Annotated in this window: 17 protein-coding genes; 6 read left to right on the top strand and 11 right to left on the bottom strand. The window is 43.0% G+C overall.

Features of this window, described 5'->3' with window-relative positions:
- Nucleotides 1-3 precede the first annotated feature (3 nt).
- A complete protein-coding gene (locus N7E81_RS07075; protein ID WP_263052589.1) occupies nucleotides 4-759 on the top strand; it encodes a DUF2490 domain-containing protein in 756 nt (251 codons plus the stop codon).
- On the opposite strand, the gene N7E81_RS07070 is transcribed toward N7E81_RS07075, so the two are convergent.
- Together N7E81_RS07070 and N7E81_RS07065 are read right to left on the bottom strand one after the other, a co-directional pair.
- Nucleotides 756-1,730: a radical SAM protein gene (locus N7E81_RS07070; RefSeq protein ID WP_263052588.1), complete on the bottom strand. Its 975-nt coding sequence runs from the start codon at nucleotides 1,728-1,730 to the stop codon at nucleotides 756-758. The two genes, N7E81_RS07075 and N7E81_RS07070, sit on opposite strands and share 4 nt — an antisense overlap.
- A 272-nt stretch (nucleotides 1,731-2,002) precedes the next feature.
- On the bottom strand, nucleotides 2,003-2,302 hold the full coding sequence (locus N7E81_RS07065) for a hypothetical protein (RefSeq protein ID WP_263052587.1): 300 nt from the start codon (nucleotides 2,300-2,302) through the stop codon (nucleotides 2,003-2,005).
- A gap of 129 nt (nucleotides 2,303-2,431) precedes the next feature.
- Between N7E81_RS07065 and pyrF the strand changes: the two genes are divergently transcribed.
- The 5 genes from pyrF (at nucleotide 2,432) to N7E81_RS07040 (ending at nucleotide 11,083) form a co-directional block, all read left to right on the top strand.
- Nucleotides 2,432-3,244 carry an orotidine-5'-phosphate decarboxylase gene (gene pyrF / locus N7E81_RS07060; protein ID WP_263052586.1) on the top strand — a complete coding sequence of 271 codons (813 nt, stop codon included), beginning with the start codon at nucleotides 2,432-2,434 and terminating at the stop codon, nucleotides 3,242-3,244.
- 134 nt (nucleotides 3,245-3,378) lie between these two features.
- Complete coding sequence (locus N7E81_RS07055) at nucleotides 3,379-4,740, top strand: dipeptidase (RefSeq protein WP_263052585.1); 1,362 nt, start codon at nucleotides 3,379-3,381, stop codon at nucleotides 4,738-4,740.
- Between the two features lie 122 nt (nucleotides 4,741-4,862).
- Nucleotides 4,863-6,008, top strand: a complete 1,146-nt coding sequence (locus N7E81_RS07050; protein ID WP_263052584.1) for a THUMP domain-containing class I SAM-dependent RNA methyltransferase — start codon at nucleotides 4,863-4,865, stop codon at nucleotides 6,006-6,008.
- Between the two features lie 122 nt (nucleotides 6,009-6,130).
- Nucleotides 6,131-8,857, top strand: a complete 2,727-nt coding sequence (locus N7E81_RS07045; protein WP_263052583.1) for a hypothetical protein — start codon at nucleotides 6,131-6,133, stop codon at nucleotides 8,855-8,857.
- Between the two features lie 3 nt (nucleotides 8,858-8,860).
- Nucleotides 8,861-11,083, top strand: coding sequence for an APC family permease (locus N7E81_RS07040; protein ID WP_263052582.1), 2,223 nt, complete (start codon nucleotides 8,861-8,863; stop codon nucleotides 11,081-11,083).
- A gap of 66 nt (nucleotides 11,084-11,149) precedes the next feature.
- Here N7E81_RS07040 and N7E81_RS07035 read toward each other — a convergent pair whose 3' ends face one another.
- From N7E81_RS07035 to N7E81_RS19285, 9 genes are all read right to left on the bottom strand, one after another.
- Nucleotides 11,150-11,776 (bottom strand): SET domain-containing protein, encoded by a 627-nt coding sequence (locus N7E81_RS07035; protein ID WP_263052581.1) that lies wholly within the window; start codon nucleotides 11,774-11,776, stop codon nucleotides 11,150-11,152.
- Nucleotides 11,777-12,081: 305 nt separating this feature from the next.
- Entirely contained in the window at nucleotides 12,082-13,506 is a 1,425-nt protein-coding gene (locus tag N7E81_RS07030; RefSeq protein ID WP_263052580.1) for a rubredoxin, read from the bottom strand.
- Nucleotides 13,507-13,536: 30 nt separating this feature from the next.
- Nucleotides 13,537-17,070, bottom strand: a complete 3,534-nt coding sequence (locus N7E81_RS07025) for a nitrate reductase (RefSeq protein ID WP_263052579.1) — start codon at nucleotides 17,068-17,070, stop codon at nucleotides 13,537-13,539.
- Between the two features lie 287 nt (nucleotides 17,071-17,357).
- Nucleotides 17,358-18,038 (bottom strand): response regulator transcription factor, encoded by a 681-nt coding sequence (locus N7E81_RS07020; RefSeq protein WP_263052578.1) that lies wholly within the window; start codon nucleotides 18,036-18,038, stop codon nucleotides 17,358-17,360.
- A gap of 4 nt (nucleotides 18,039-18,042) precedes the next feature.
- Nucleotides 18,043-19,416, bottom strand: coding sequence for a PAS domain-containing sensor histidine kinase (locus N7E81_RS07015; RefSeq protein WP_263052577.1), 1,374 nt, complete (start codon nucleotides 19,414-19,416; stop codon nucleotides 18,043-18,045).
- Nucleotides 19,417-19,456: 40 nt separating this feature from the next.
- The gene (gene nirD / locus N7E81_RS07010; protein ID WP_263052576.1) at nucleotides 19,457-19,831 is read right to left on the bottom strand and encodes a nitrite reductase small subunit NirD; all 375 of its coding nucleotides are present in this window, start codon (nucleotides 19,829-19,831) and stop codon (nucleotides 19,457-19,459) included.
- 10 nt (nucleotides 19,832-19,841) lie between these two features.
- On the bottom strand, nucleotides 19,842-22,346 hold the full coding sequence (gene nirB / locus N7E81_RS07005) for a nitrite reductase large subunit NirB (protein ID WP_263052575.1): 2,505 nt from the start codon (nucleotides 22,344-22,346) through the stop codon (nucleotides 19,842-19,844).
- Between the two features lie 113 nt (nucleotides 22,347-22,459).
- Nucleotides 22,460-23,233 carry a kynureninase gene (gene kynU, locus N7E81_RS19290; RefSeq protein ID WP_317624070.1) on the bottom strand — a complete coding sequence of 258 codons (774 nt, stop codon included), beginning with the start codon at nucleotides 23,231-23,233 and terminating at the stop codon, nucleotides 22,460-22,462.
- The gene (locus N7E81_RS19285; protein ID WP_317624069.1) at nucleotides 23,230-23,757 is read right to left on the bottom strand and encodes a hypothetical protein; all 528 of its coding nucleotides are present in this window, start codon (nucleotides 23,755-23,757) and stop codon (nucleotides 23,230-23,232) included. Before N7E81_RS19285 ends, kynU begins: the two co-directional genes overlap by 4 nt.
- Between the last annotated feature and the right edge of the window lie 68 nt (nucleotides 23,758-23,825).

Raw genomic sequence — 23,825 nt, 5'->3', positions numbered from 1 at the left:
GCCTTGTATTCAATTCTCCCCATATCGCTTTCCTCTTCTCCTACAAAATGGCTCATTAGTTTGATCATAGCGCTTGCGTTTTCAACGCTAACTCAAGCACAATCTAATAACGATATAGAAGGCGCTTCCTCCCAACAAATCTGGATTGATCTGTCGCCTCATTTCAAGTTAGGTGAGCAAACCAAGTACATAGGAGACTTTGGGTTTAGGAAAATTGTAGACGACGACAGCTGGGCAAGAATATTCCTAAGACCTGCTGTTAGACATCAACTCAACGAAATCCTGAGCATACAAGCTGACATAGGTGTCTCCTACGATTGGTCTAAAAATAATATTGATTATTTGATTGTCACACCTAGACAAGGGATTAAACTTGACTGGCCGTCTTTTGTTAGATTTAGTTTTAGCCATTTGATAAGAATAGAAGAAAGGTTCTCTTATCAAACATCTGACTGGTCACATACTTTAAACCTGAGGATAAGGTATAAACTTGACGGTACTTTCGATTTCAAACTTAGAAAAACAGGAAATTTTTGGTTCCTACCTTTCTATGCCGAAGTTTTCTTAGGAGGAGATGATGACACTCACAAGTTTCTAAAAAACAGAGTAAGAAGTGGTGTAGGGCTAGGATACGATCCTGCCAACACTTGGCAATACATCTTTTTGGCAAATTGGCAAAATTCCATTTCCTCCGATGAGTACCAACAAATTTCAGACATTATCTATCAACTGAAAATCAAAAAGACCATCGGAAACTAAGCAAACACCTGCTTCCAGGTTCCCTTTTTCCAATTGTACTTGAGCGTGCTGGGCAGCGAGTGCCAGAAGTACTTACTCGTCTCCACAGCAAAGCTAGGCTGCATGTAGCAGTTGATCGTGCAGCCTTCGCAGGCAGGCAGTCTCCCTTCTGTTGCGATTTGATGCTGAACTTCTGGTGAACGATAGACCGCCTCCAGATTTCCGTTTATTGGAAATGACTTTTCACCCAAATGGTAGCAAGGCAAGATCAGCTCATTTTCTGGACTGATCACCAAAGTAGTACTGGCGGCTTTGCATACAGGCTCACTGATGTGATTGCCCCCATCACGTCGCAGGGTCACAAAAGCCTGATTCAAAAAAACATTCTTCTTCCTTCCCCAAGCCTCCAATTCATCAAGGGTTTCATCAGACAGCTGATCCCCCACCTGATTGTATTCAAAAGCAGGATTCAGAATCAGCATCAAATCATTTGGCAAGCATATTTGTTCGTATACGGCTTGTATGTCTGTCTTATTATCTTCGAATACTGTAAACAAAATATCGGGTCGTTCTCCGAGCGATTTGGCCAACGTGATCGACTCCATTACAAAATCGAAACAAGCCACCCCTCGCATCGTATCGTGCTTTTCTTTGTCGGCCGTATCCAGACTGAAATGAAGCATGTCTACTTTGCCCCTTAGCCTTTCGGCAAATTTTGGATACAAAAGAGCATTAGAAGTAAGTGTAGTGATGAATTTCAACTCTTTAGCCAATGCGAAAAATTGATCTATTTGCTGATGCAGAAGCGGCTCGCCACCCGTAAAATCGACCACCTTCACACCTAATTGCCTGAGCGAAAGTAGGTTCTCCCGGACATTTTCTAGCGTTACGTATGGCGATGGCTTTTCCCAAATATCACAAAAACCACACTTGGCATTGCAGCGATAGGTCACGTAATAATTACAAAGGACGGGATGTTTGATCAGTCGCATCCCTACCGCTTATTTCTTAGATGAATTTTCGAATATTCCAGTAATGGTCAAAGAGGAAGAGCGTATTTTGTAGAAAAGGGTACACTGTCCACAAGTAGTTTCTCTCATACCTGAATAGCTCGATTCAATACCTCCAAAGTTGTAATTAGATAAAAATTTGACATTAGATCGAATCAAAAAAGCCAGTTTCATGCATTCCTTTTTATGACCATCCCTTTTGAAATATTTTTCCAAAATTTTCTGTCTTTCTACTCGCGCTGTATGGGTCCAAATTATTTGCTTAGCCATTCGTCTTCTTCTACTTGGATGACTTTTTCTGGAACTACGGTCTTACCTGCCATTTCTGATTCACTTTGCTCAAGCAGCTTGACTTGCTTCGCATTCAGTTTGATGGGTTGTGTTTCTTCTCTCACAATGCCCGAAGCGTCTACGTTTTTCAGCAATTGAGCCAATTCAAAATCATCGCGATCGGCTTCACTGATTTTCTTAGCATCGATCTCCAATGTATGCAGCAGCTCCAGCACATACTGTAGTTCCTTTTCCGTTTTGGGACTAATGAGAATAGAATCCATGAGTCAAAATTATTGATTTTTATTTGAAACAAAAGAGCCGATCACTATCCATTCGGATAATGATCGGAATTAATCAAATCTCCCTTCGCATCAAAAGATAAATTATCTGCTTTAGCCTATTTTTGCAGCATGACAAAAGAGGCGCTATTCGAACAAATCCAGCAGAAGAAATCTTTTCTCTGCGTGGGGTTAGATACTGACATCAAAAAAATACCTACTCACCTTTTGGATACCGAAGACCCCATCTTCGAATTCAACAAGCAAATCATAGACGCTACCAAAGCATTCGCTGTAGCCTACAAACCCAACATTGCCTTCTACGAAGCCATGGGAGCTGCCGGCTGGGCCTCGTTAGAAAAAACAATCAACTATATCCCTAAGGATATATTCACCATCGCCGATGCAAAAAGAGGTGACATCGGCAATACCTCTTTGCTCTACGCCAGAGCCTTTTTCGACAATATGAACTTCGATTCGGTCACAGTAGCTCCCTACATGGGCTCCGATTCCGTCAAACCATTCCTTGAGTTTAAAGACAAGTGGGTCATTCTTTTAGGTGTCACTTCCAATGAAGGCGGCAAAGATTTCCAATTCTTAGAATCAGACGGCAAGCCACTATACCAACACGTAATGGAGACTTCCTCAACCTGGGGTTCGGATCAAAACATGATGTATGTAGTGGGGGCTACACGCCCAGAATACTTGCAAGACATCAGAAAAACAATCCCAAATCACTTCCTACTCGTGCCAGGTGTAGGTGCCCAGGGTGGAGACCTAGAAGCCGTATGCAAAAACGGCATCAACAGCCAATGCGGCCTGCTTATCAATTCGACCCGTGGCATCATATACGCCTCTTCGGGCAAAGATTTCGCGGAAGCAGCTCATGAAGAAGCCAAAAAACTTCAACAACAAATGGCAACTTTTGTTGAAAACATAAAATAACAAGTGACAGATAATCGCAGAAAAGTTTGAAAATAGACCCTCTTGGTAGAAAGCAAAACAACTCACGGGGTTAACCGTGAAATTTTATAACTTTTTAAGAACATTAAACTTTAGAAACCCCTAATTGCCCCAAAATGAAATCCATAAACTACATACAATCCAACAAACAACGATTTCTCGACGAGCTATTCGACCTACTTAGAATTCCTTCTGTAAGTGCTGATTCCAAATTCGATAAGGACGTCAGAAATGCAGCCGAGTTTATCAAAGAAAAATTCGAAAATGCAGGTGTCGACAAAGCTCAACTGTTTGAAACCGCTGGTCACCCAATCGTATTTGCCGAAAAGATCATCGACCCAACATGGCCTACCGTCTTGGTCTACGGACACTACGACGTACAGCCAGCCGATCCATACGAACTATGGGATTCGCCACCTTTCGAACCCGTAATCAAAAACGAAAAAATCTATGCCCGTGGCGCATGCGACGACAAAGGCCAGATGTATATGCACGTAAAGGCCTTCGAATCTATGATGGCCAATAACGAACTTTCGTGCAACGTCAAATTTATGATCGAAGGCGAAGAAGAAGTAGGCTCCAAACACTTAGGTGACTTTGTAAAAGCAAATAAAGAATTGCTCAAAGCCGATGTGATTGTGATCTCAGACACAGGCATCCTCAGCAACGACTGCCCATCGATGACCGTAGGTTTGCGCGGACTCAGCTATCTAGAAGTAGAGGTAGTAGGCCCCAACAGAGACTTACACTCGGGCATGTATGGCGGCGCCGTAGGCAATCCTATCAATACACTTTGCGATATGATATCGAGCCTGATCGACGACAAAGGATGCATCACCATTCCAGGGTTTTACGACAAAGTGCTGGAACTCACCGCAGCAGAACGTGCAGCCATGGCCAAAGCTCCTTTCGACCTTGAAGCATACAAAAAAGAACTCGGCATAGATGCAGTAAAAGGAGAGGACGGGTACACCACCTTAGAAAGAATCGGCATACGCCCCACACTAGATGTGAATGGCATTTGGGGCGGCTACATCGGGCAAGGTGCCAAAACAGTACTGCCTTCAAAGGCTTACGCCAAAATCTCTACTCGATTAGTTCCCAATCAGGACAGCAGCGAAATTACTCAATTGGTGAAAAACCACATAGAAAGCATAGCTCCAGCACATGTGAAAGTAACGGTAACCCCCCACCACGGTGGCGAAGCAGCCGTAATCCCTACCGACTCGGATGGATTCAGAGCGGCAAGCAAAGCTTTTGTACAAGCTTGGGGCAAAGAACCAATACCAATGAGAGATGGGGGCAGTATACCCATCGTAGCACTGTTTCAAAAAGAACTTGGATTGGATTCAGTGATGCTTGGATTTGGGCTAGACGAAGATGCCATACACTCACCCAACGAAAGCTACGGCGTATTCAATTACATCAAAGGAATAGAGACCATTACATGGTTTTACAAATTCTTTTCGGAAAAATAAATTCGATTCAATACTTCAGGTTCAATGTTTAAAACTAAAATTTCAACTTTGAACCTGAAACTTTAATACCCATAGTCGTGTGCCAATAAGGCTCATTCATTTTCAAATTAAATCATTGCTCCGTGCGTCAATCCAAACTAGTCATCAACTGTCAGCCTTCATTATCTCCTTTTCTTAAAAAAGAAGTAGAGGAGCTGGGCTATAGAATCATAAAAGCTGAGAAAAGCGGCGTCACTGTAGAAGGTGGATGGAAAGAGGTAATGCATCTCAATTTGAATTTACGCACAGCGTCTAGGGTACTCTGGCTCATCAAATCCTTCGAAGCCAACCACCCAGACAAACTCTACGAAGAAGCCAAGAAAATACCATGGCATAAATTGCTTCCAAAAAACACCAAAATTTCGGTACAGTCGTACGTAAAAAATGACTACATCCGTGATGGGCGATTCGCCAACTTAAAGCTGAAAGACGCCATTGTAGACCGTATGCAAGAAGAAACGGGCTTGCGGCCAGACTCTGGAAACGAAAAGGATCACTCTGTGATTTATATGTTTTGGTATTTGAACAAAGTGCATGTCTACTTCGACACTTCTGGAGAGACCATCACCAAACACGGCTATCGCAAGTTACCTTACAAAGCGCCAATGCTCGAATCCTTGGCTTCTGCCTGTTTGATCTCCGCTGGCTGGAACGACACCAAAGGTACCTTCATCAATCCCATGTGTGGCAGTGGCACACTGGCTATCGAAGCTGCACTAATGGCGGCAGGCATTCCTCCTGGACTTCATCGCGAAAACTTCGGTTTTATGCACATCGATGGCTATGACCCAAGCTTGTGGCAAGAAACACGCAAAAAGGCAGTATACAAAGACGAAATCAAATCAGCCATTATCGCTACAGACTGGAACGGCGACGCCATAGCTGCTGCACAAGCCAACGCAAGGACTGCAGGCGTATCGCATATGATATCGTTCGACAAAGTACCTTTCGAAAAAACTTTTGTACCATCAGGGCCTGGTATCGTGATGCTCAACCCTGAGTATGGCGAAAGACTAGGGGAAGAAAACATGCTCAAATCTGTCTACAAAGATATCGGCGACTTCTTCAAACAATCCTGTGGTGGCAAGATGGGCTACATCTTCACTGGCAACTCCAGCCTTGCTAAGGCAATCGGGCTACGTACCAAAAGCCGAACAGAATTTTTAAATGCCCGAATCGAATGCCGATTGCTAGAGTATGAACTGTATGCAGGAAGCAGACGATCATGATTCGCTAATTTAAAACCCGTCATTCCCCAGTTATAATTTTCTCCTTCAATTACCCCAGAGATGCCGGGTAGTTTTCTTGCTTTCTAGCCGTCCTCTCGATAATTTGCATCAAAAGCGCTGGTTTGAAAAAAGTACTGATTATTATTCTTGTAGGCCTCCTTTTAGCTGGGGCAAGTGTGGGTGGCTTCTATTTTTGGAAGCAAAGTAGAATCACCATTTGGTCGTTTGTACCAGACAACTCCATCTTGGTTTTCGAGCCCAATGATTTTGCCTATCTCTGGCATCCAGACGATAAGCGAAAGATAGTGAAGAACCTCAAATCACTACCAGAGTTGGATACGATTCAACGTGTGATCAACCGACTAGACTCCGCCACTGGTCATCAGTTTTCGAAAGTAGTAGATCAAGGTCATTTGCTTATTTCGTTTCACCAAAACACCAACGAATCGCTGGCGGCGCTGTATCTGCTAGAAGTCAAAGAGCTCCAACAGCACAGCCTACTCAGCAACCTGCAGCTGTACCTAAAAGACAGCCTTGGTTTCGTACAAAGTGAGCGTTTGTATCAAGATTACCTGATCACAGAATTTAAAAAAAATCAAAAAACACTCACTTATATTTTTCATAAGAACTACCTGATCGCCAGCTTCTCCCCCTTCTTAGTGGAAGATGCTATTCGGATGATCAAGGACGGCAAGGTGAACACCTATCAAGAAACCGAGCACCATGTAGCCGAAGTGACCAACGCTCCCACTGGTGCAGGCAGGTGCTATATCAATACCAACTACCTGAACAAACTAGCTGGCATATTTGCTGACCCTGTAGAGATAGATACCACGCCTCTCAAGTGGCTCACACATTTGATGTACCTCGATCTGTCTTTCGACAATGACAAAATTCATCTTTCTGGATTTGCCATCAACGACACCTCTACGATCAACTACCTGTCGGCTTTCGACGGCATCAGTGGCGTCGGATTTGATATGAAAAACATCGTGCCCGCTAGTACTTCTTATGTGCTTCATACTTCAGTAGAAGATGTCAGCCTATGGCACAAAGGCTTAAAAAACTATTGGCGCAAGCACGAACCTACACAGCTCACCAAAATCGGAGAACTGGAAAATAGATTCGATTTCAATATTCGAGATTTTTATGCCTTTATGGGCAACGAAGTAGGGTACTTTGTTCTAGAGTCTAGCCGCTCATTCAATACTGATTTGATATTTTGTATCGAGCACAAAAGCCAAGAGCTAGCCGATCAGTTTTTCGAATCTCTCGCACAAAAATCAAATACCGACACGGCTTCTTTCAAAGAAAACTATGCCGATCACGTAATCAAACATATACAAATAGATGAAATCCCCGCTCGGCTTTTTGGGTCGATGTATGAAGGTTTCCCTACTGCCTATTATTTTATAGATGGGAGCTATGTCTATTTTGGCAATAGCCAACAGGTACTCGAAACCCTAATCGACGACATCGACAATGAAAACACTTGGAGACGGTCTGTACGCACCCATGCTTTTCTTTCGTCTACACACGAAGACGCCAACTTTAGCATGTTTGTAAAATCAAACGGAGCACTCAACCAAGTAGGCAAAATTCTCAACGATAACTGGGCCAAATACCTCGAAGAAAACAAAACTATCTTGGCACAAATCGAATATGGTGCCGTACAGTTTACCCATGTAGATGGGCAATACTATACCAGCTTGCTGCTTCAGCATCCTGGCGATCTGGTCAAGCAAGTCAAACCACAGTCTTTTGAGGTCAAAACCCAACAAGGTTTTGCCAACAACCTCATATCAAAACCCTATGCGGTACGCAACCACAACGATCGCACACTAGAAATGATCGTACAAGACGAAGCTTTCACCCTCCATTTGTTGGATGTAAACCTGAAACCTGTGCTCCAAATCCCTCTTGATGGCAAACTGAAGAGCAAAATCTATCAGGTAGACTACTACAAAAACGGCAAGCTACAATACCTCTTTGCACTGGACAAAACCATTCATATGATCGATAGAACTGGTACATCGATCCCCGGATACCCCGTAGAATTACAATCTGAAAATCAAATTTTAGAATTGTCGCTTATCGATTACGACAAGTCTAAAAACTATCGCATCATGGCTGCCGATAATAAAGGCAACTACTACCTATACGACAAAACAGGTCGGCTACTCGAAGGTTGGAATCCGAAGAAAATGGGTAGCAGCCCTGCCACTCTAGGACGCCACGTCCGAGTACAGTCCAACGACTACATGCTCTTGGTACAAAAAAATGGCATCTTCCAAAGTCTATCCAGACGAGGAGATACCAAAGAAGGATTTCCAATCGACCTGAAAGGATCTATATCACAAGATTACTTTATCAGCAAAGGCAGCAAACCTGCCAACACTGAAATCTCGGCACTAACGGACCTAGGAGAACTCGTGTCCTTCAATTTGGGAGGAGTGATCACCGACAGAGGCCAGTTGGTCAGGGAAGACGAAAACGTATCATTTGCACTCGTCAACTCTGGTACCGAAAAAGAATTTATTGTAATCAAGAAAAACAAAGAGACCCTAACGGTCTATAGCGAGGCACTAGTAGAGCAATTCAAACTAGAAGTAGACTCAGAAAACCTGACCTACCAATACTATTATTTTGGGGTGGACAATCAGCTCATTATCGTGATCGATCAAGCCGCCAACAAAGGCTATCTATACAATCAAGAAGGTCGACTCCTTCACTACGAACCGCTCGCAGTGGGGCATCAAATGGCGGTACTTTATCAAGAGAGTAAAGGCCAGTATGACCTATATTGCAGTAATGGCAACCAGCTCAACATCGTGACCCTGAAAAAATAAATCATGAACGACCTACTCTCTAAAAAGGCTAATTTTGGCACTTTACCTGTGTTTTTGACTGCTATCTCTACCATTCTAGGAGCTGTGATGTTCTTGAGATTTGGCTTTGCAGTGGGTAGTGTGGGTTTTTTAGGCACGGTGGCCATCGTACTCATCGGACACCTGATCACCATCCCTACAGCAATGGCCATAGCAGAAATCGCAACCAATCAAAAAGTAGAAGGCGGCGGCGAGTATTACATTATTTCTCGCTCATTTGGGATCAATATCGGAGCATCAATTGGGATTGCGCTATACCTATCGCAGGCTATTAGTGTGGCTTTTTATGTCATTGCCTTCGGTGAAGCTTTTGATCCTGTGATCGCATGGGCCAATGACGTCTACCATCTAGGCATAGCCGACAAGCGCTGGATCACTATCCCTGCGGTATTGCTACTGAGCATACTCATGCTCACCAAGGGTGCTGACCTGGGTATGAAAGCCCTCTATATCGTGGTAGCTACATTGTTTGTTTCTCTTACGTTTTTCTTCCTTGGCAGTACGGACTATAATGCCAGCCTAAATGAATTCGACATCATGGCACGGGCAACCGAAAGCCAAGACTTCTTTATCGTTTTCGCCATTATTTTTCCAGCCTTCACCGGTATGACAGCTGGTGTAGGTCTATCGGGAGATCTCAAAGATCCTAAAAAGTCAATTCCTTGGGGCACACTTTCTGCCACGTTGATCGGCATGGTGATTTATGTGTTTATTGGTTACAAATTGGCAGTGAATGCCAGCCCAGAAGATCTAGTGAATGACCAATTGATCATGTCTAAGATTGCATTATGGGGGCCTATTATCCCGATTGGATTGGCGGCAGCCACCATCTCCTCCGCACTAGGTTCTATCATGGTGGCACCTCGTACACTTCAAGCGTTGGCCGCAGATCATATTTTCCCCACTCAAGGCATCAACAATTTTTTATCCAAAGGAAAAGCAAATACCAATGAACCCGTAAATTCTACCGTTGTCACAGTTGGTTTGGCCTTGTTTTTTGTGAGTTTAGGTAGTATCGATACCGTAGCCAAAGTAATCTCTATGTTCTTTATGGTCACGTACGGAGCCATATGTACCATTTCTTTCTTTCAGCATTTTGCAGCCGATCCCTCGTACCGACCAGCCTTTAGGTCTAAATGGTATATCTCTCTACTAGGTGCTATCATGTGCTTATTTTTGATTTTTAAAATGGATGCGGCCTATGCCATCGCATCTATTGTCATCATGATTTTAATCTATTTTGGTTTGTCCAAATTCAATGAAGAAAAAGCAGGAATGGCCAATATTTTCCAAGGTGTTATCTTCCAATTGATTCGGCAGATACAGGTATTTATACAAAAAGCCGACAAAGACGATGACAACTGGAGACCTTCTGTAATCTGTATCTCTGGTTCATCATTCGAAAGACCTACAGCTTTTGAAATGATGAGCTGGATCTCGCATCGCTATGGATTTGGCACCTACCTCCATTTCATCAATGGCTACTATTCTAGCGAGACCAACCAAGAATCTAAAGAGGAGCTAGCCAGACTCATCCGTGTGGCCAATATCTCCGAAAGCAATGTCTATGTAGATACAATGGTGTCGCCATCATACACTACGGCGGTAGCTCAGGCCTTGCAGCTACCAAGCGTTTCGGGTAAAGATATCAACATGATGCTTTTCGAATTTTCGAAGCAGCATCCCGAAGAGCTGAAAGACATCATGGACAACTATGCCATGGTACGCGCTTCTGGATTTGACACCTGTATACTCGCCAGTAGCCATCGTGGACTAGAATCTAAAGCGGAGATTCACATCTGGATCATGCCGTCGGATTTCAACAATGCCAATCTGATGATCTTACTCGGTTTTGTGATATTGGGTCACCCCCAATGGAAAAAAGCGGAAATCAAAATATCAGCGATCGTGAACGACGCAGAGCTAGAGCAGCAAAAACAAGAACTACTCGACCTGATCAAAACGGGTCGACTTCCCATCTCTGCCAATAACGTCCGTATTATCGAACGCTCCGAGGGTATCGACAATCGCCAGATTATCAACGAGCACTCCAAAGATGCCGACCTGACCATTCTGGGTTTCCGATCTGAGGCAGTGAAACAACTTGGAACAGAAATTTTCCAAGGTTATGATGCCATCGGCGATGTCTTGTTTGTGAACAGTACGAAATCCAAGATAATAAAGTAACCCAGTTCTAAAAAAAGCCTTCTGCAAGGCTACTAGCCGAATCACCGAAGGCTTCTATTGCTTATGCTAAAACACTGAATTATTTTTTGTCTCGGCTATCAAGTCGTGCTGCTTGTACTTGAGTGCATAGACGGATTTGTAAAATTCTGGATTGGTAAAAAACTGATCCAGTTCACTCCGTACTGCATGGTCTAGCAGTGGCAAGAGAGGTTGCTCCACGTTAAACAATTTGCCAATTGATTTTTTAATCTTATCATCCCATTTTTGATACAGTAGATCAAAGTCTTCTGGGCGGATTTTTTTTCTACACTTGCTTTCTCCACAGACCAGCTCCATTTCTTTGTCTATGTTGAAAATACCATATTCATCCGTGATCTGATCTCCTTTGTGAATATCTCGAATGGCCATTTCAAAACCATAACCCGTGCTGATCGTGTTGCAGTTGCAGCAGTGATTGACATATTTAGCAAAATCCCAACTTACAATCCTATTTCCATTTTCATCCATATATGAATACTTCTCTATGGCCTCTTGCATTTCGCTGGAATGCACCAGATAGTCGGTAGGAGATATGACCAATTCTAAACTATCCTTCACGTAGACGATAGTACCTTCAGGAATAAAATCTGTAGCGAATACTCCGTATCCGACTTCCTGATTAATTAATTTAAGTTCTGTTTTAGGGTGTATCATATCAATGAAAAGTTGTTCACCAAAGGTGACTCATCAATACCTAAATAATTATTCTTGTTTAAAAAAAAATTAATGATTTCGCCCCTTTATGAAAGTCCTTTTTATGAACAGGTATAAATCCACCGAATTAAGTGGATTTTTTCGTCTGTATCAAAAATTAAAGAAGAAATTATTCGAACTAATAAAAGAAAAAGTTCAGCTCGTATACCCCGTCTTAATCCTACTCGTCATAAGACATAAACCAAAACTACTATACAGGGGGATACTCGTCTTATAATAAGCCAAGTCTAATTACAACCCTACTATTACACCAATACAAATTCCGTTTTCTTGGCTTCGCAAGTTGGGCAGATGTATGCATCCGGCAGACTATCGAAAGGGGTGCCTGGCGCCACGTTTGCAGCTTCGTCTCCGTACTGAGCATCGTAGATACTTAGACACTGCTTGCACTGATAGCGCTCACTGACTCGCTCTGCTTTCGGCGCACTGTCCTTTTTCTTAGTGATGACTTTGGGTTGATCATCGATCTGATCAAAGTACATCACACTCAGTTCCATCAGTAGGGCTGGTAGTACATTTTTAGTTACATTTTTAACGTAGGTCAAATACTCCGCCGAGTTGGGGTTAAAGTCCTTCGAATACAAAATATTGTAGGTATTGCCTCCATCACCATCTTCGGTATTGATCTCTATCACCACAGAAGTAAACAAGTAAATATCATTGTTTGGCTTGATGGTAAAGGTCAACCCCGAGGTACTGATGTCTTGCTGATCCAGTGCCCTAACCAGATAGTTTTTCAACTCCAATGCCTCATCGCTCAGCACGGGCAAATGCCAGTTGAGCTCTAGCGAAGAGTGGCGCAAATTAATCCCAAACCGTCCCATAAGCTTTTCCCAACCCACAAAATAGTTTTCCTCAATACCTTTGATAATTAAAGACTTCCAAGGCGTCAAGCTAATTTTTCCCACGTTGGTATCCATGCACCTGCGGCACAGCTCAATTAAAAAATTGATCGTGAATTTGTTGTTTCTCCAGTAGAGCCCTAGCCAGTAGTTGCCCCCTGGCTCACGGTTCAGTCCTTCGTAGTATGGAAACGCCGCATCTGGGTATTTCAGTTCTTCCACAGGGTTGAGTGTATTTACTTCCAATTGATCTACTGTGGTAAATAACCCTTCGAGCTGAAGATCCTCTTTCTCCAAATCCATAGCATTGAGGCAGCTCGCCACCTTGGACAAATCATACCCATGAATGAGCTTGGTATATGGGATCGGACGATTTTCATACTGTTTTAGACGCAAGTACATGTACCAGTAATTGTCCGTGGTAGAAGCAATAAAATTGATGTTGCCTGTAAAAAGCGGCACCATGCTCTGCGAAGGGTCTACCAGATTGATCCGGTACTTAGCACGAAAATCAAAGCTATCGAGAATATAATGATAGACATGAGGCACCAACCATTTTTTGTTGGGCATGACATCCAGTGCCACATAGGAGCTTACTATGTTTTGGTGCGTAAATTCATTGACCTCATATTCAGTATTGATCGACCTAAAAATATTTTCGAGCAGGGCTTTGCTTCTGTCCTTGGCCGGAAATAGGATGTCCTGTCTCGAACCCAAATGGATGAATTCTGAACCCAATTCTTTAGCCGTTGTCAATATTTTTAAAAAATCGCCAGGAGACAGTATTCCTCCCTTTACAAATACCCTGACCAAATTTTTTTTCTCCATTACTAATTCTTTGTGTCAAATATAATTTAATCAGGATACGAGCGCCATTTCTTTGTCTTCTAAATGCTTTTTGAGCATCTGCTGCACTTCACCTTTGCAACTGCCACAGCCCAACCCTGCACCAGTAGACTGGCAAGCTTCGGCTAGGGTTTGGCATCCGCCCGCGAATGCTTTTTCGAGATTGCCTGTACCGACGTTGCTACAAGAGCAAACCAGGTTGCCCAACATAGGCTCAGCTGCTTGCCCCGAGCGCAAAAGTTCTTTCCGTTTTTCGGACAGCTCTACTTCGTTTTCGATCAACTCTTTAAACTCGGCAAATTCGGCTTTGTCTCCCATCAACACCGCTCCTATAAGTCGATCTTGATGAATGATACACTTTTTGTAGTACTTCATCGACTTATCGATAAAGATGATTTCATCAAAGTCTTTCATATTGAGTGGAGCATCTGGCATCCCTATCGAACACAGATCCAAGTCTGGGAATTTGAGAATATTCATAGGCACGGTGCCCTTGTAGAGCGCACTCAGATCTCCTGCGATATGCCTTGCAGCAATGTCTGCCTGATCCTCCGCTGCTGCCGTAGTACCATTCAATTTCTGATTGTGCTCGGCTATTTCGCCAATGGCGTATATTTCTGGATGGCTCGTTTGCATGTAGTCGTTCACAATGATGCCTCTGGCACACTTGAGACTAGCGATCCTTGCCAGCTGATCGTTGGGTCTGGTGCCGATCGCAAATACGGCAGCCTGACAGTCGATCTTTTTACCACTTTTAAGATCTATTCTAATATCCTTTTCTCCCTTCACATTGATGTTGTGCACTTCATCGTTGGTATACACATGCACACCCATTTCTTCGATCATTTGACGAAGCAAGGTACTGGCCATCGTATCGAGCTGACGCTCCATGAGGCGGGTGGACAACTGCACTATAGACACTTCCACGTCTATCTCTCTCAGTGCAGAAGCCAATTCCAATCCCAGCAGACCTCCGCCTACTATCAATACATGCCCTTTGTTGTCAATGTATTTTTTGAGCCCATCAGCGCTGTGTCTATCACGCATGGTAAATAGCCCTGGCAGCTCCATCGGGATGTTGTTTGGCACAAAAGCCCGCGAGCCTGTACCTAATATCAGCTTATCATAAGTATGGGTAATACCATTGGAATCTACAACCGTTTTTTTCACCTTATCTACATCTTCGATACTGGTGGCGTTGTGCAGTGTCACATTCAACTCCTCGAATTCACCATACTTGAACTTGAGCAAGTCTTCCCACTCTTTATGCTCATTTACATACTCGGGTAGTAATACTCGATTGTAGAATGGGTATTCCTCTTTCGAAAAAACATGAATTTCATCTTCGGCATTCAACGTGCGATAAGAATTGATAAAACGATACGCCGCAGCGCCTGCCCCAACGATCACGATCTTTTCCTTGGGCTTCTTGTATTTTTCCACCCGTACGGCCGAATATTTGAAACCTGGTTGTTTAGATGTAGGGTCGAAAGTCTTGCTGGTGATGTTATTAGCTCTACCGAAACTGTTTTGCAATATTTTACCCCAGTGCATAGGCAAAAACACAACTCCCTTTTTAATCTTTTCTGTGACTGTGGCATTCACTCGTACTTCTCCACGATCATTCTGTATCAAGACAGGCATGCCATCTTCGATGCCTCTCACTTTGGCATCCTCTGGATGAATTTCAAGAAACGGTTTAGGAATATGTTTATTAAGCTTATTCACTTTGCCCGTACGGGTCATGGTATGCCACTGATCGCGCACACGCCCAGTAGTCAGGATCAATGGATATTCTTCGGACAGCTGATCACATTCGTTCTTATTGCCACCAGGCAAAATTTGTGCTTTGCCAGATGGTGTATAAAATTTCTTATCCTCAAACAATCTAGGCGTGCCTGGGTGGTCCGCAGATGGCACTGGCCACTGCATAGTACCAGCAGCTTTGAGTCGCTGGTAAGTCAATCCCGAGATGTCAATATTAGTCCCTTTAGTCAAGCGACAATGCTCCGCATAAATTTCTTCTATTGAATGAAAATTGAATCCTTCGTATCCCATTCGTCTGGCAAATCGGATCAAAATTTCATTGTCTGATAAGGCTTCTCCAGGTGCATCCACCACCTTAGGCAAATAGCTAATTCTTCGTTCGGAATTCGTCATGGTACCTTCCTTCTCCAACCATCCTGCAGCTGGCAATACGAGATCGGCATATTTTACCGTGTCCGACTTGGATGAGATGTCTTGCACCACCACAAATTTGGCTTTCTTCAAGGCACGATCTACCAAATCCGCATTAGGCATACTCACAGATGGGTTGGTACAGATGATCCAAACGGCCTTCATCTCTCCCGAATCCAACGCATCAAACATCTGTGTGGCTGTGAGCCCTGGCTTGTCTGGCAAGGTCTCTACTCCCCAAAAATCTGCTACCTCTTTTCTATGGTCTTCGTTGGCCTGCACACGGTGCGCCGCAAGCAAAGAAGCCATACCTCCTACTTCTCTACCTCCCATGGCATTAGGCTGACCAGTCAGTGAGAATGGCCCAGAGCCTGGTTTGCCAATATGACCTGTAATTAGATTGAGATTGATGAGTGCAAGATTGTTGTTTACCCCTTGCGTACTCTGATTTAGCCCCATGGTCCAGAGAGACAAAAACCCTTTGGCATCGCCAATGTACTGAGCAGCCAGCTGGATTTGATCAACGGGCACATCACAAATCACAGCCGCCTCCTCGAGTGAGGTTTTCAGTACTTTTTCTTTATAATCTTCAAAGCCATCAGTATAGCTTTGGATAAATTTGAGATCAAAATTTCCACTTTCGATCAATACCCTACCTATGGCATGTAGAAGTACTTCGTCTGTGCCTGGCGTGAGTTGCAAATGCAAATCTGCCAATGCGCACGAATCTGTGACCCGTGGATCGATCACTACGATCTTGGTATTGGGATTTTTTTCTTTGTGCTGTTCTATTCTTCTAAACAGAATAGGGTGACACCAAGCGGGATTGGCTCCTGCGATCAGGAAGCAATCAGCCAGTTCGATATCTTCATATGCAATTGGCACAGCGTCTTCTCCCAAAGTCTTGGTATAGCCTACCACTGCCGAGCTCATACAAAGTCTTGAATTCGTGTCGATATTATTAGTACCTATATAACCTTTGGTCAGTTTGTTTACCAAATAGTACTCCTCTGTGAGGCACTGGCCTGAGATATAAAACCCTACGGAATTGGGGCCATGCTTTTCTATGAATGTCTTGAATACCGCAGCTGCTCGATCGATCGCTGCATCCCAACTCACTCGCTGCAAGGGGTGATTTTTAGCTCCACGCATTTGCGGATAGAGCAAGCGATCGGATTGATCTTGAACTACGTAGTTGAGACTTCTGCCTTTTGAACAAAGCATACCTCTATTCACTGGATGATCAGATGTGCCTTCGACTTCTATATTGCCTTTTAAATTGACACTTATATCGATTCCACAACCTACACCACAATAGGAGCAAGTCGTTTTAGCTTTTACTGGAAGGTTCTTTTGTGATGTACTCATATCCATAGTTTTTGAACCGAGTCTTGATTACATTCAAGATCATATACAAAAATACGTATTTTGAAATAATTAATTACGTATAAATACGTAATTAATTATTTGTTTTAAGTAGCTCTTATTTGGTTTGAAACTTAAAGAAGGGATGCCTCGAGACCTCACTCTAAATGTCATGAAGTATAATTATGCATTATACTCCGTACTGGATGGTTATAAAAATGCAGGCAGTATAAATAATCGATCGTATTTTAACACATGCAAACAATTAAAAAAATACGTTAATAAACGAGTTAGTCTAGGATGTAAAGCTCGTTATCTATTTTTCTGATAAGTTCGGTGATATTGCCCACCTCCAGTTTTTTCATGATGTTGAAACGGTGAGTTTCTACTGTACGGATACTTTTTTGCAGTTCATCTGCAATTTCTTTGTTGCTATGACCTTCGTATACCAACTGTAAAATTTGCTTTTCACGTTTAGTAATATGGTAATCTGTTTTGACTAAAACATCTCCTTCACGATTGGAATCTGAGGAACCTTGTGCGCCTTTATTTAAATAACCATTTACTAAAACATCTGAGATATCACCACTAAAATACTTATGCCCATCCAAGATACTTCTGAGTGCTTTTACAAACTCCTCTTTGGTGGTGTCTTTGAGCAGATAACCAGACGCCCCACATTCTACGCTTTTGATGATATACTCCTCATCATCATGCATGGAGAGGATCAATGTCTTGGTATCTGGAGATACTTTTTTGAGCTCAGCAGTGGCTTCGAGTCCGTTCATAATCGGCATACGAATATCTGAGATCAGAATATCTGGCTTAAACTGCTTAACCTTTTCAACGGCTTCCTGCCCGTTAGAAGCTTCAGCGATTACTTCGACTTCACCTTCGCTTTCAAGCAAAATTTTGATTCCATTTCTAACAATGACGTGGTCGTCGGCTAAGATTACTTTTATCGTATTCATAAGTCTAGCTTAACGGTAGTTTGATTATAATTTTCGTCCCTACCCCGAGTTCTGTTTGAATGTCGAAAGAGCCATTTATAAAGGCCGCTCTTTCTTTCATATTAAATATTCCATGCCCAGACGCTCCAAAATGTCCAGTTTTTTGCAATTTTTCAAACTCAAAGCCTTTGCCGTTGTCCGCTACTGTCACGATCAAATGCGAAGGGTTGTGTTCAAAACTAATAACTATTTTATCAGCTTGGGCATATTTGATGCCGTTGTTTACGGCTTCTTGTACGATACGGTACAAATTGGTCTCTACATTTTTATCTAATCTATTGATAAAATTCGTTCGATTATCGAATTCTACCTTTGTATTAGTCAATGCGGAAACTTCCTGACTGATTTTTTTCATCGCTGGTGTGATACCAAAATCCACCAAGCTACTTGGGGTCAAATTAAAGGATACTCTTCTCACCTCTTTGATCACACTTTTCATGAGGTCTTTCGTATCCCTCAATCGTTTTTTCATGTGTGGAGAGTCTGATGGCACGATGCCTTCAAGGTTGAGTTTCAGACCAGTCAACATCTGACCAATCCCATCGTGTATTTCTTGTGAAATGCGTTTTCTTTCTTCTTCTTGTCCTTCAAGAATCAACACCGACCGGTATTGTTGTTCTTTCACTCGTTTTTCGATCGCTTCACGGTTGATCTCTCTAGACCGCTGCTTGGCTTCCTTCATTTCGGTCACATCTCGCCCGATAACCAAGGTCTTCAAACTGCTATTGGCTCCACTCATCACGGGCTGCATCGAAATATCCAACCATATCAAATCACCATCTTGGTTAGTTAAATCTAATTCACCATTCCAAGATTCCCCACGAGAAAGAATATTTCGCAAGCTGGTGATAAAATCTTCATTTAGATTTTCCTCTTTGAACCACTCAAATAGGTTTTTAGAAAACCCCTCGCCATTCACAGACATGATTTGTTTAAAGCGATCAGAAACATAAATCACGTTGCCATCACTATCAAGTTTCATGAGTGTGGAAGGCTCCTCTGGCACGAGGTTGACAGCTTCCAGGTCTTGATAAGACTTGCCCAACTCATTGTAGAGCCTATTGAGTTCCTGTGTCATTTGTTTGGCCGATTCTTCTGATTCGATCAGTGCCTGATAAACAGATCGAAATTTCATATATGCCGGTTTGACAATTACAAAAAAAGCAATCACGCCCAACAAAACGAGCCCTCCAAACAACCCGAACTGCAACTGATATAGCTCCTTATTCGCCACATGTTGCATCAAAGAATACTGACCAATAACGGCCAAAATGGCAACTCCAAATGAAGCTGCCATTAAAATTCTTACCAGTTTGCTAAGTGCTTGTGTTTTTTTCAACGTCTATATTTTTGATACAAAATTTAACAATTTTGTTGACTTAGTTTTTAAAACCTACATAAACATACCCTTCTTCTACTTTTACAGGATACGTAGCTAGTGCACAATGGTCGCCGTTTAGGTTATTTCCATTTTTCAACGAAAATGTTTGCTTATGAAACGGACATGCAACCTTGGGCTCCTCTCCAGACGAACCCAACATACCCCGACTCAAGATCATTTGTTTTTTGTGTGGGCACAAATTTTGAGTAGCGTACCATTCATCTCTACGGCTAAAATTGAATACCGCCACTTGCAACCCTTTGTGATCTGCACAGACACCGCCATTGGCTGGAAAATCTGCTACCGCAGCTACTTTTATCCAAGCACCTACTTCACTTTCTGTTACTGTTTTATACTCTAATATATCAGTCATTGCCCTACGATTATTTACTCTCTACTAATTCTTTGTCCCAATCTACTGGCTTCTTCTGCCCTCTAAAGTCTTCGAATTGCATCGTAGGATCAGGAATTTCAGTGTTTACGAAATGGCTAAATTTCTTTCTCAACTCAGGGTTGTTTACCACTTCTTTCCATTCACACTTGTATGTTTCAACCATAAAGTCCATCTCTCGCTCCAAATCTGCCGCTATGCCTAATGAATCCCCTACAACTACTTGCTTGAGGTACTCTATGCCGCCTTCTAGTTTGTTCAGCCAAGTAGACGTTCTGTTGAGTGGCTCAGCTGTTTTGATGTAAAACATCAAGAATCGATCAATGTACTTTTTACAAGTTTCTGAATCTATGTCGCCAGCCAGCAGTAAGGCATGCTGTGGATTAGCTCCACCATTGCCACATACGTATAGATTCCAACCTAGCTCGGTAGCGATGATACCAAAATCCTTGCTCAATGCTTCTGCACATTCTCTTCTACAACCCGACACGGCGCTTTTTAGCTTATGTGGAGACCGGAGTCCTCTGTATCTTTCTTCTATTTCGATAGCGAACGACACAGAGTCGTGCAACCCAAATCTACACCAAGAAGACCCTACACAGCTTTTCACTGTTCGGAGTGATTTTCCATAGGCATGACCACTCTCGAAACCCGCCTCAATCAATTCTTCCCAAATGTCTGGCAACTGATTGACACTTGCGCCAAACAGATCGATACGCTGCCCTCCAGTGATTTTGGTATACAGGTCATATTTTTTAGCCACTTGCCCAATCACAATCAGTTTGTCTGGTGTAATCTCACCTCCAGGAATTCTAGGCACCACAGAGTACGACCCTCCTTTTTGGATATTAGCCAAAAATCTATCGTTCGTGTCTTGAATCGTATCTTGATTCAAAATCAATTCATTCCAGATACTGGCCATCAATGAAGCCACTGCTGGCTTACAAACTTCACAACCATCGCCCGATCCATGTGCATCTAGGAGGTCATCGTAACTCTTGATTCCTTTTATTTTGATCAAATCGAACAACTCTTGACGAGAATAATCGAAATGCTCACACAATACTTTTTTGACCGTCTTGCCCATAGACTTGAGCTGGGCATTAAAAATATCCGCAACCATTGGGCTACATGCTCCACAGCCAGTCCCTGCTTTGGTACACGACTTCACATCAGCCACATGCTCTAGGTTGTTGTCCACTACGGCCTTGCAGATATCGCCTTTTGTCACGTTTTCACATGAGCAAATCTGAGCGGTATCGGGCAGCTCCATATCCGCAGACTCTCCACCTCTACTTCCCAAGATGAGGTCTTCAGGGCTAGGAGGCAATGCCATACCATTAAGGGTGATTTGAAGTAGCATGCCGTAGGCTTCTGCATCTCCTACTAATATGCCTCCCAGAAGGGTTTTACCATCCTCGGAGAGATTAATTCTTTTGTAAATACCTTCTAAGCTATCTTCGAAAACGATCGGCTTGTGTGGTGTGTTTTCACAAAGCGCATCGCCAAAGCTAGCTACATCCACACCTATCAACTTCAATTTGGTAGACATGTCAAAACTTTCAAAGGTTTTCTCATCACCACCAATAAGTCTATCCGCTACTACTTCAGCCATTTCATAGCCAGGAGCGACTAGACCATAGATAAATTCCTTGTGCAAGGCGCACTCACCTATGGCAAAAATATCTTTGTCGGTGGTTTCCAAGTGATCATTGACCACTATTCCACCTCTGTGTCCTACTTCCAATCCACATTGCTTGGCCAGCTCGTCGCGAGGTTTTATTCCACAAGAGATCACCAGCATATCGGCAGCCATCAATTGACCGTCGGTAAATTCTAACCCCGTCATCTTGTCTTCTCCTAAGATACTGGCCGTGTTTCTATTCATATGAATATTCACATCCAGCTCTTCCATCTTATATTTCAACGCATCGGATCCTGCCTGATCCAACTGCCGTGGCATTAATCGCGAAGCAAATTCGATCACATGCGTCTCTTGATTGAGGTCTAGCATAGCCTTGGCAGCTTCTAACCCCAACAACCCACCTCCAAGTACAGCCGCTTTTTTGGAATGCTTGCTATACTCAATAATAGCCTCTAAGTCTTCGATGGTACGATAGACAAACACACCTTGCATTTCCGACCCTTTGATAGGAGGGACAAAAGCACTTGAACCAGTAGCCAAAATCAACTTATCGTAAGATTCTTCAAGCCCTGTATGACTCTTGATCACTTTGTTTTCTCTATCGATATTCACGATCAGCTCTCCAGTAATCAGCTCTACGTCATTTTCTACGTACCAACTGCGAGGCGCCATTTCTAAATCCTCGACTGATCGATTAGAAAAGTACTCACTCAAATGCACTCTGTCATATGCCGGATGAGGCTCTTCTCCGAATACTTTAATTGAAAATTGTTCCTTTGTGGCTTTGGATCTAAGCTTTTCGCAAAACTTATACCCCACCATACCATTACCAATAACTATGATCTTTTCCATATCTTAGATTTATTACGTAAAAGTACGTAGTTTTTTCTAAGTATGTCAAATTTATACGTAGTTAATTTTAAAAAATTAACCCTATCTAAGTAATTACCTGTGAAATTCCCCTTTTAATTACGTACTAATCGCTTCAATTGATCTGCAAAAAGCCAGACCTCTTCGAAAGAATTGTACATAGGCACAGCTGCTACACGTATCACATTCGGTTCACGCCAGTCCGCAACAATTCCATTTTTACCTAACTGAATAAACACCTCTTTGCCTCCGCTAGACAAGCACAAGGACAGTTGGGCTCCTCTTTGACCTGAGTCACTCGGTGTAATTATTTTTATCACTTCTCCTCCAGTATTCAATTCATTAATTAAATACTCCATGTAACCTGTGAGCAGTATGCTTTTTTCTCTAAGGTTGTAGATACCTGCTTTCGAAAACATTTCCAACGAAGCCAAGTGAGCAGCACTCGGTATTACATTCACATTGCTAAGCTGCCAAGCGTCCGCACCCTCCATAGGCACGAACCCTTTCTTCATCTGAAACCTCTCAGCTTCGTCGTGACCCCACCAGCCGGCAAACCGAGGCAAATCCGGATTGCTGCTGTGCCGCTCATGTACAAAAACACCTGACACTGCCCCTGGTCCAGAATTGAGATACTTATACGAACACCAAACAGCAAAATCAACGCCGTCGTCGTGCAGCTGTAGCGGCACATTGCCAAAAGCATGAGCCAAATCAAAACCCACCAATGCCCCACAGTCATGTCCTTGCTTCGTAATCGCTTTAATGTCGAAGTACTGCCCTGTATAATATTGCACACCGGGCATCATAACCAAAGCCAGTTGATCCTTGTGCTCTGCTATAGCAGCCAATATGTCTTCCGTTCTCAAAGTCTCCTCCCTGGCCTTGGGACGAGTTCGACCATAGCCTCTTTGGGATTAAAAAGTGTCGTACCTCCTTTATTTGCATGAAAATGTATTTGCGTTTCTAGCGCATATTGATCGGAAGGAAAAGCCCCTGCTTCTGTGATAATTTTGAAACGCTCTGTCGTAGGCCGATAAAAAGATACCATCATCAGATGCAGATTCGTGGTGAGACTATTCATAGATACTACCTCAGATTCATTGGCTCCTGCTAAAGTAGCCAAATGAGTTTTTAAATATTTATGATAATGGAACCAAGGCCGTTTGGCTCGCACATCAAAATGTCCCTCCACGCCTAGGTTTTGCCAGTCTAGTAGTTCTTGTTCGATAAATGCTCTCGCAGTTTTTGGCTGCAAGCCTAGAGAATTTCCCACAAGGTAGATGCAGTCCTTTCCCTCGTGCTGCGGTATGTAAAATTGTGCCCGATAGGAGCGAAGTGGGTCTTTGGCATCGCATTCGCGTGCGAATGCTAGGGTGTTTTGATATTGCATCACTGAAAAGAATTTAAGAAGGTATGCCAGTATAGCTTATGAATCACTTTTTAATGGCGATGAAGATC

The sequence above is a fragment of the Reichenbachiella carrageenanivorans genome (assembly GCF_025639805.1).
GTDB lineage: Bacteria > Bacteroidota > Bacteroidia > Cytophagales > Cyclobacteriaceae > Reichenbachiella > Reichenbachiella carrageenanivorans.
This window is presented reverse-complemented; position numbering and strand designations above follow the sequence as displayed.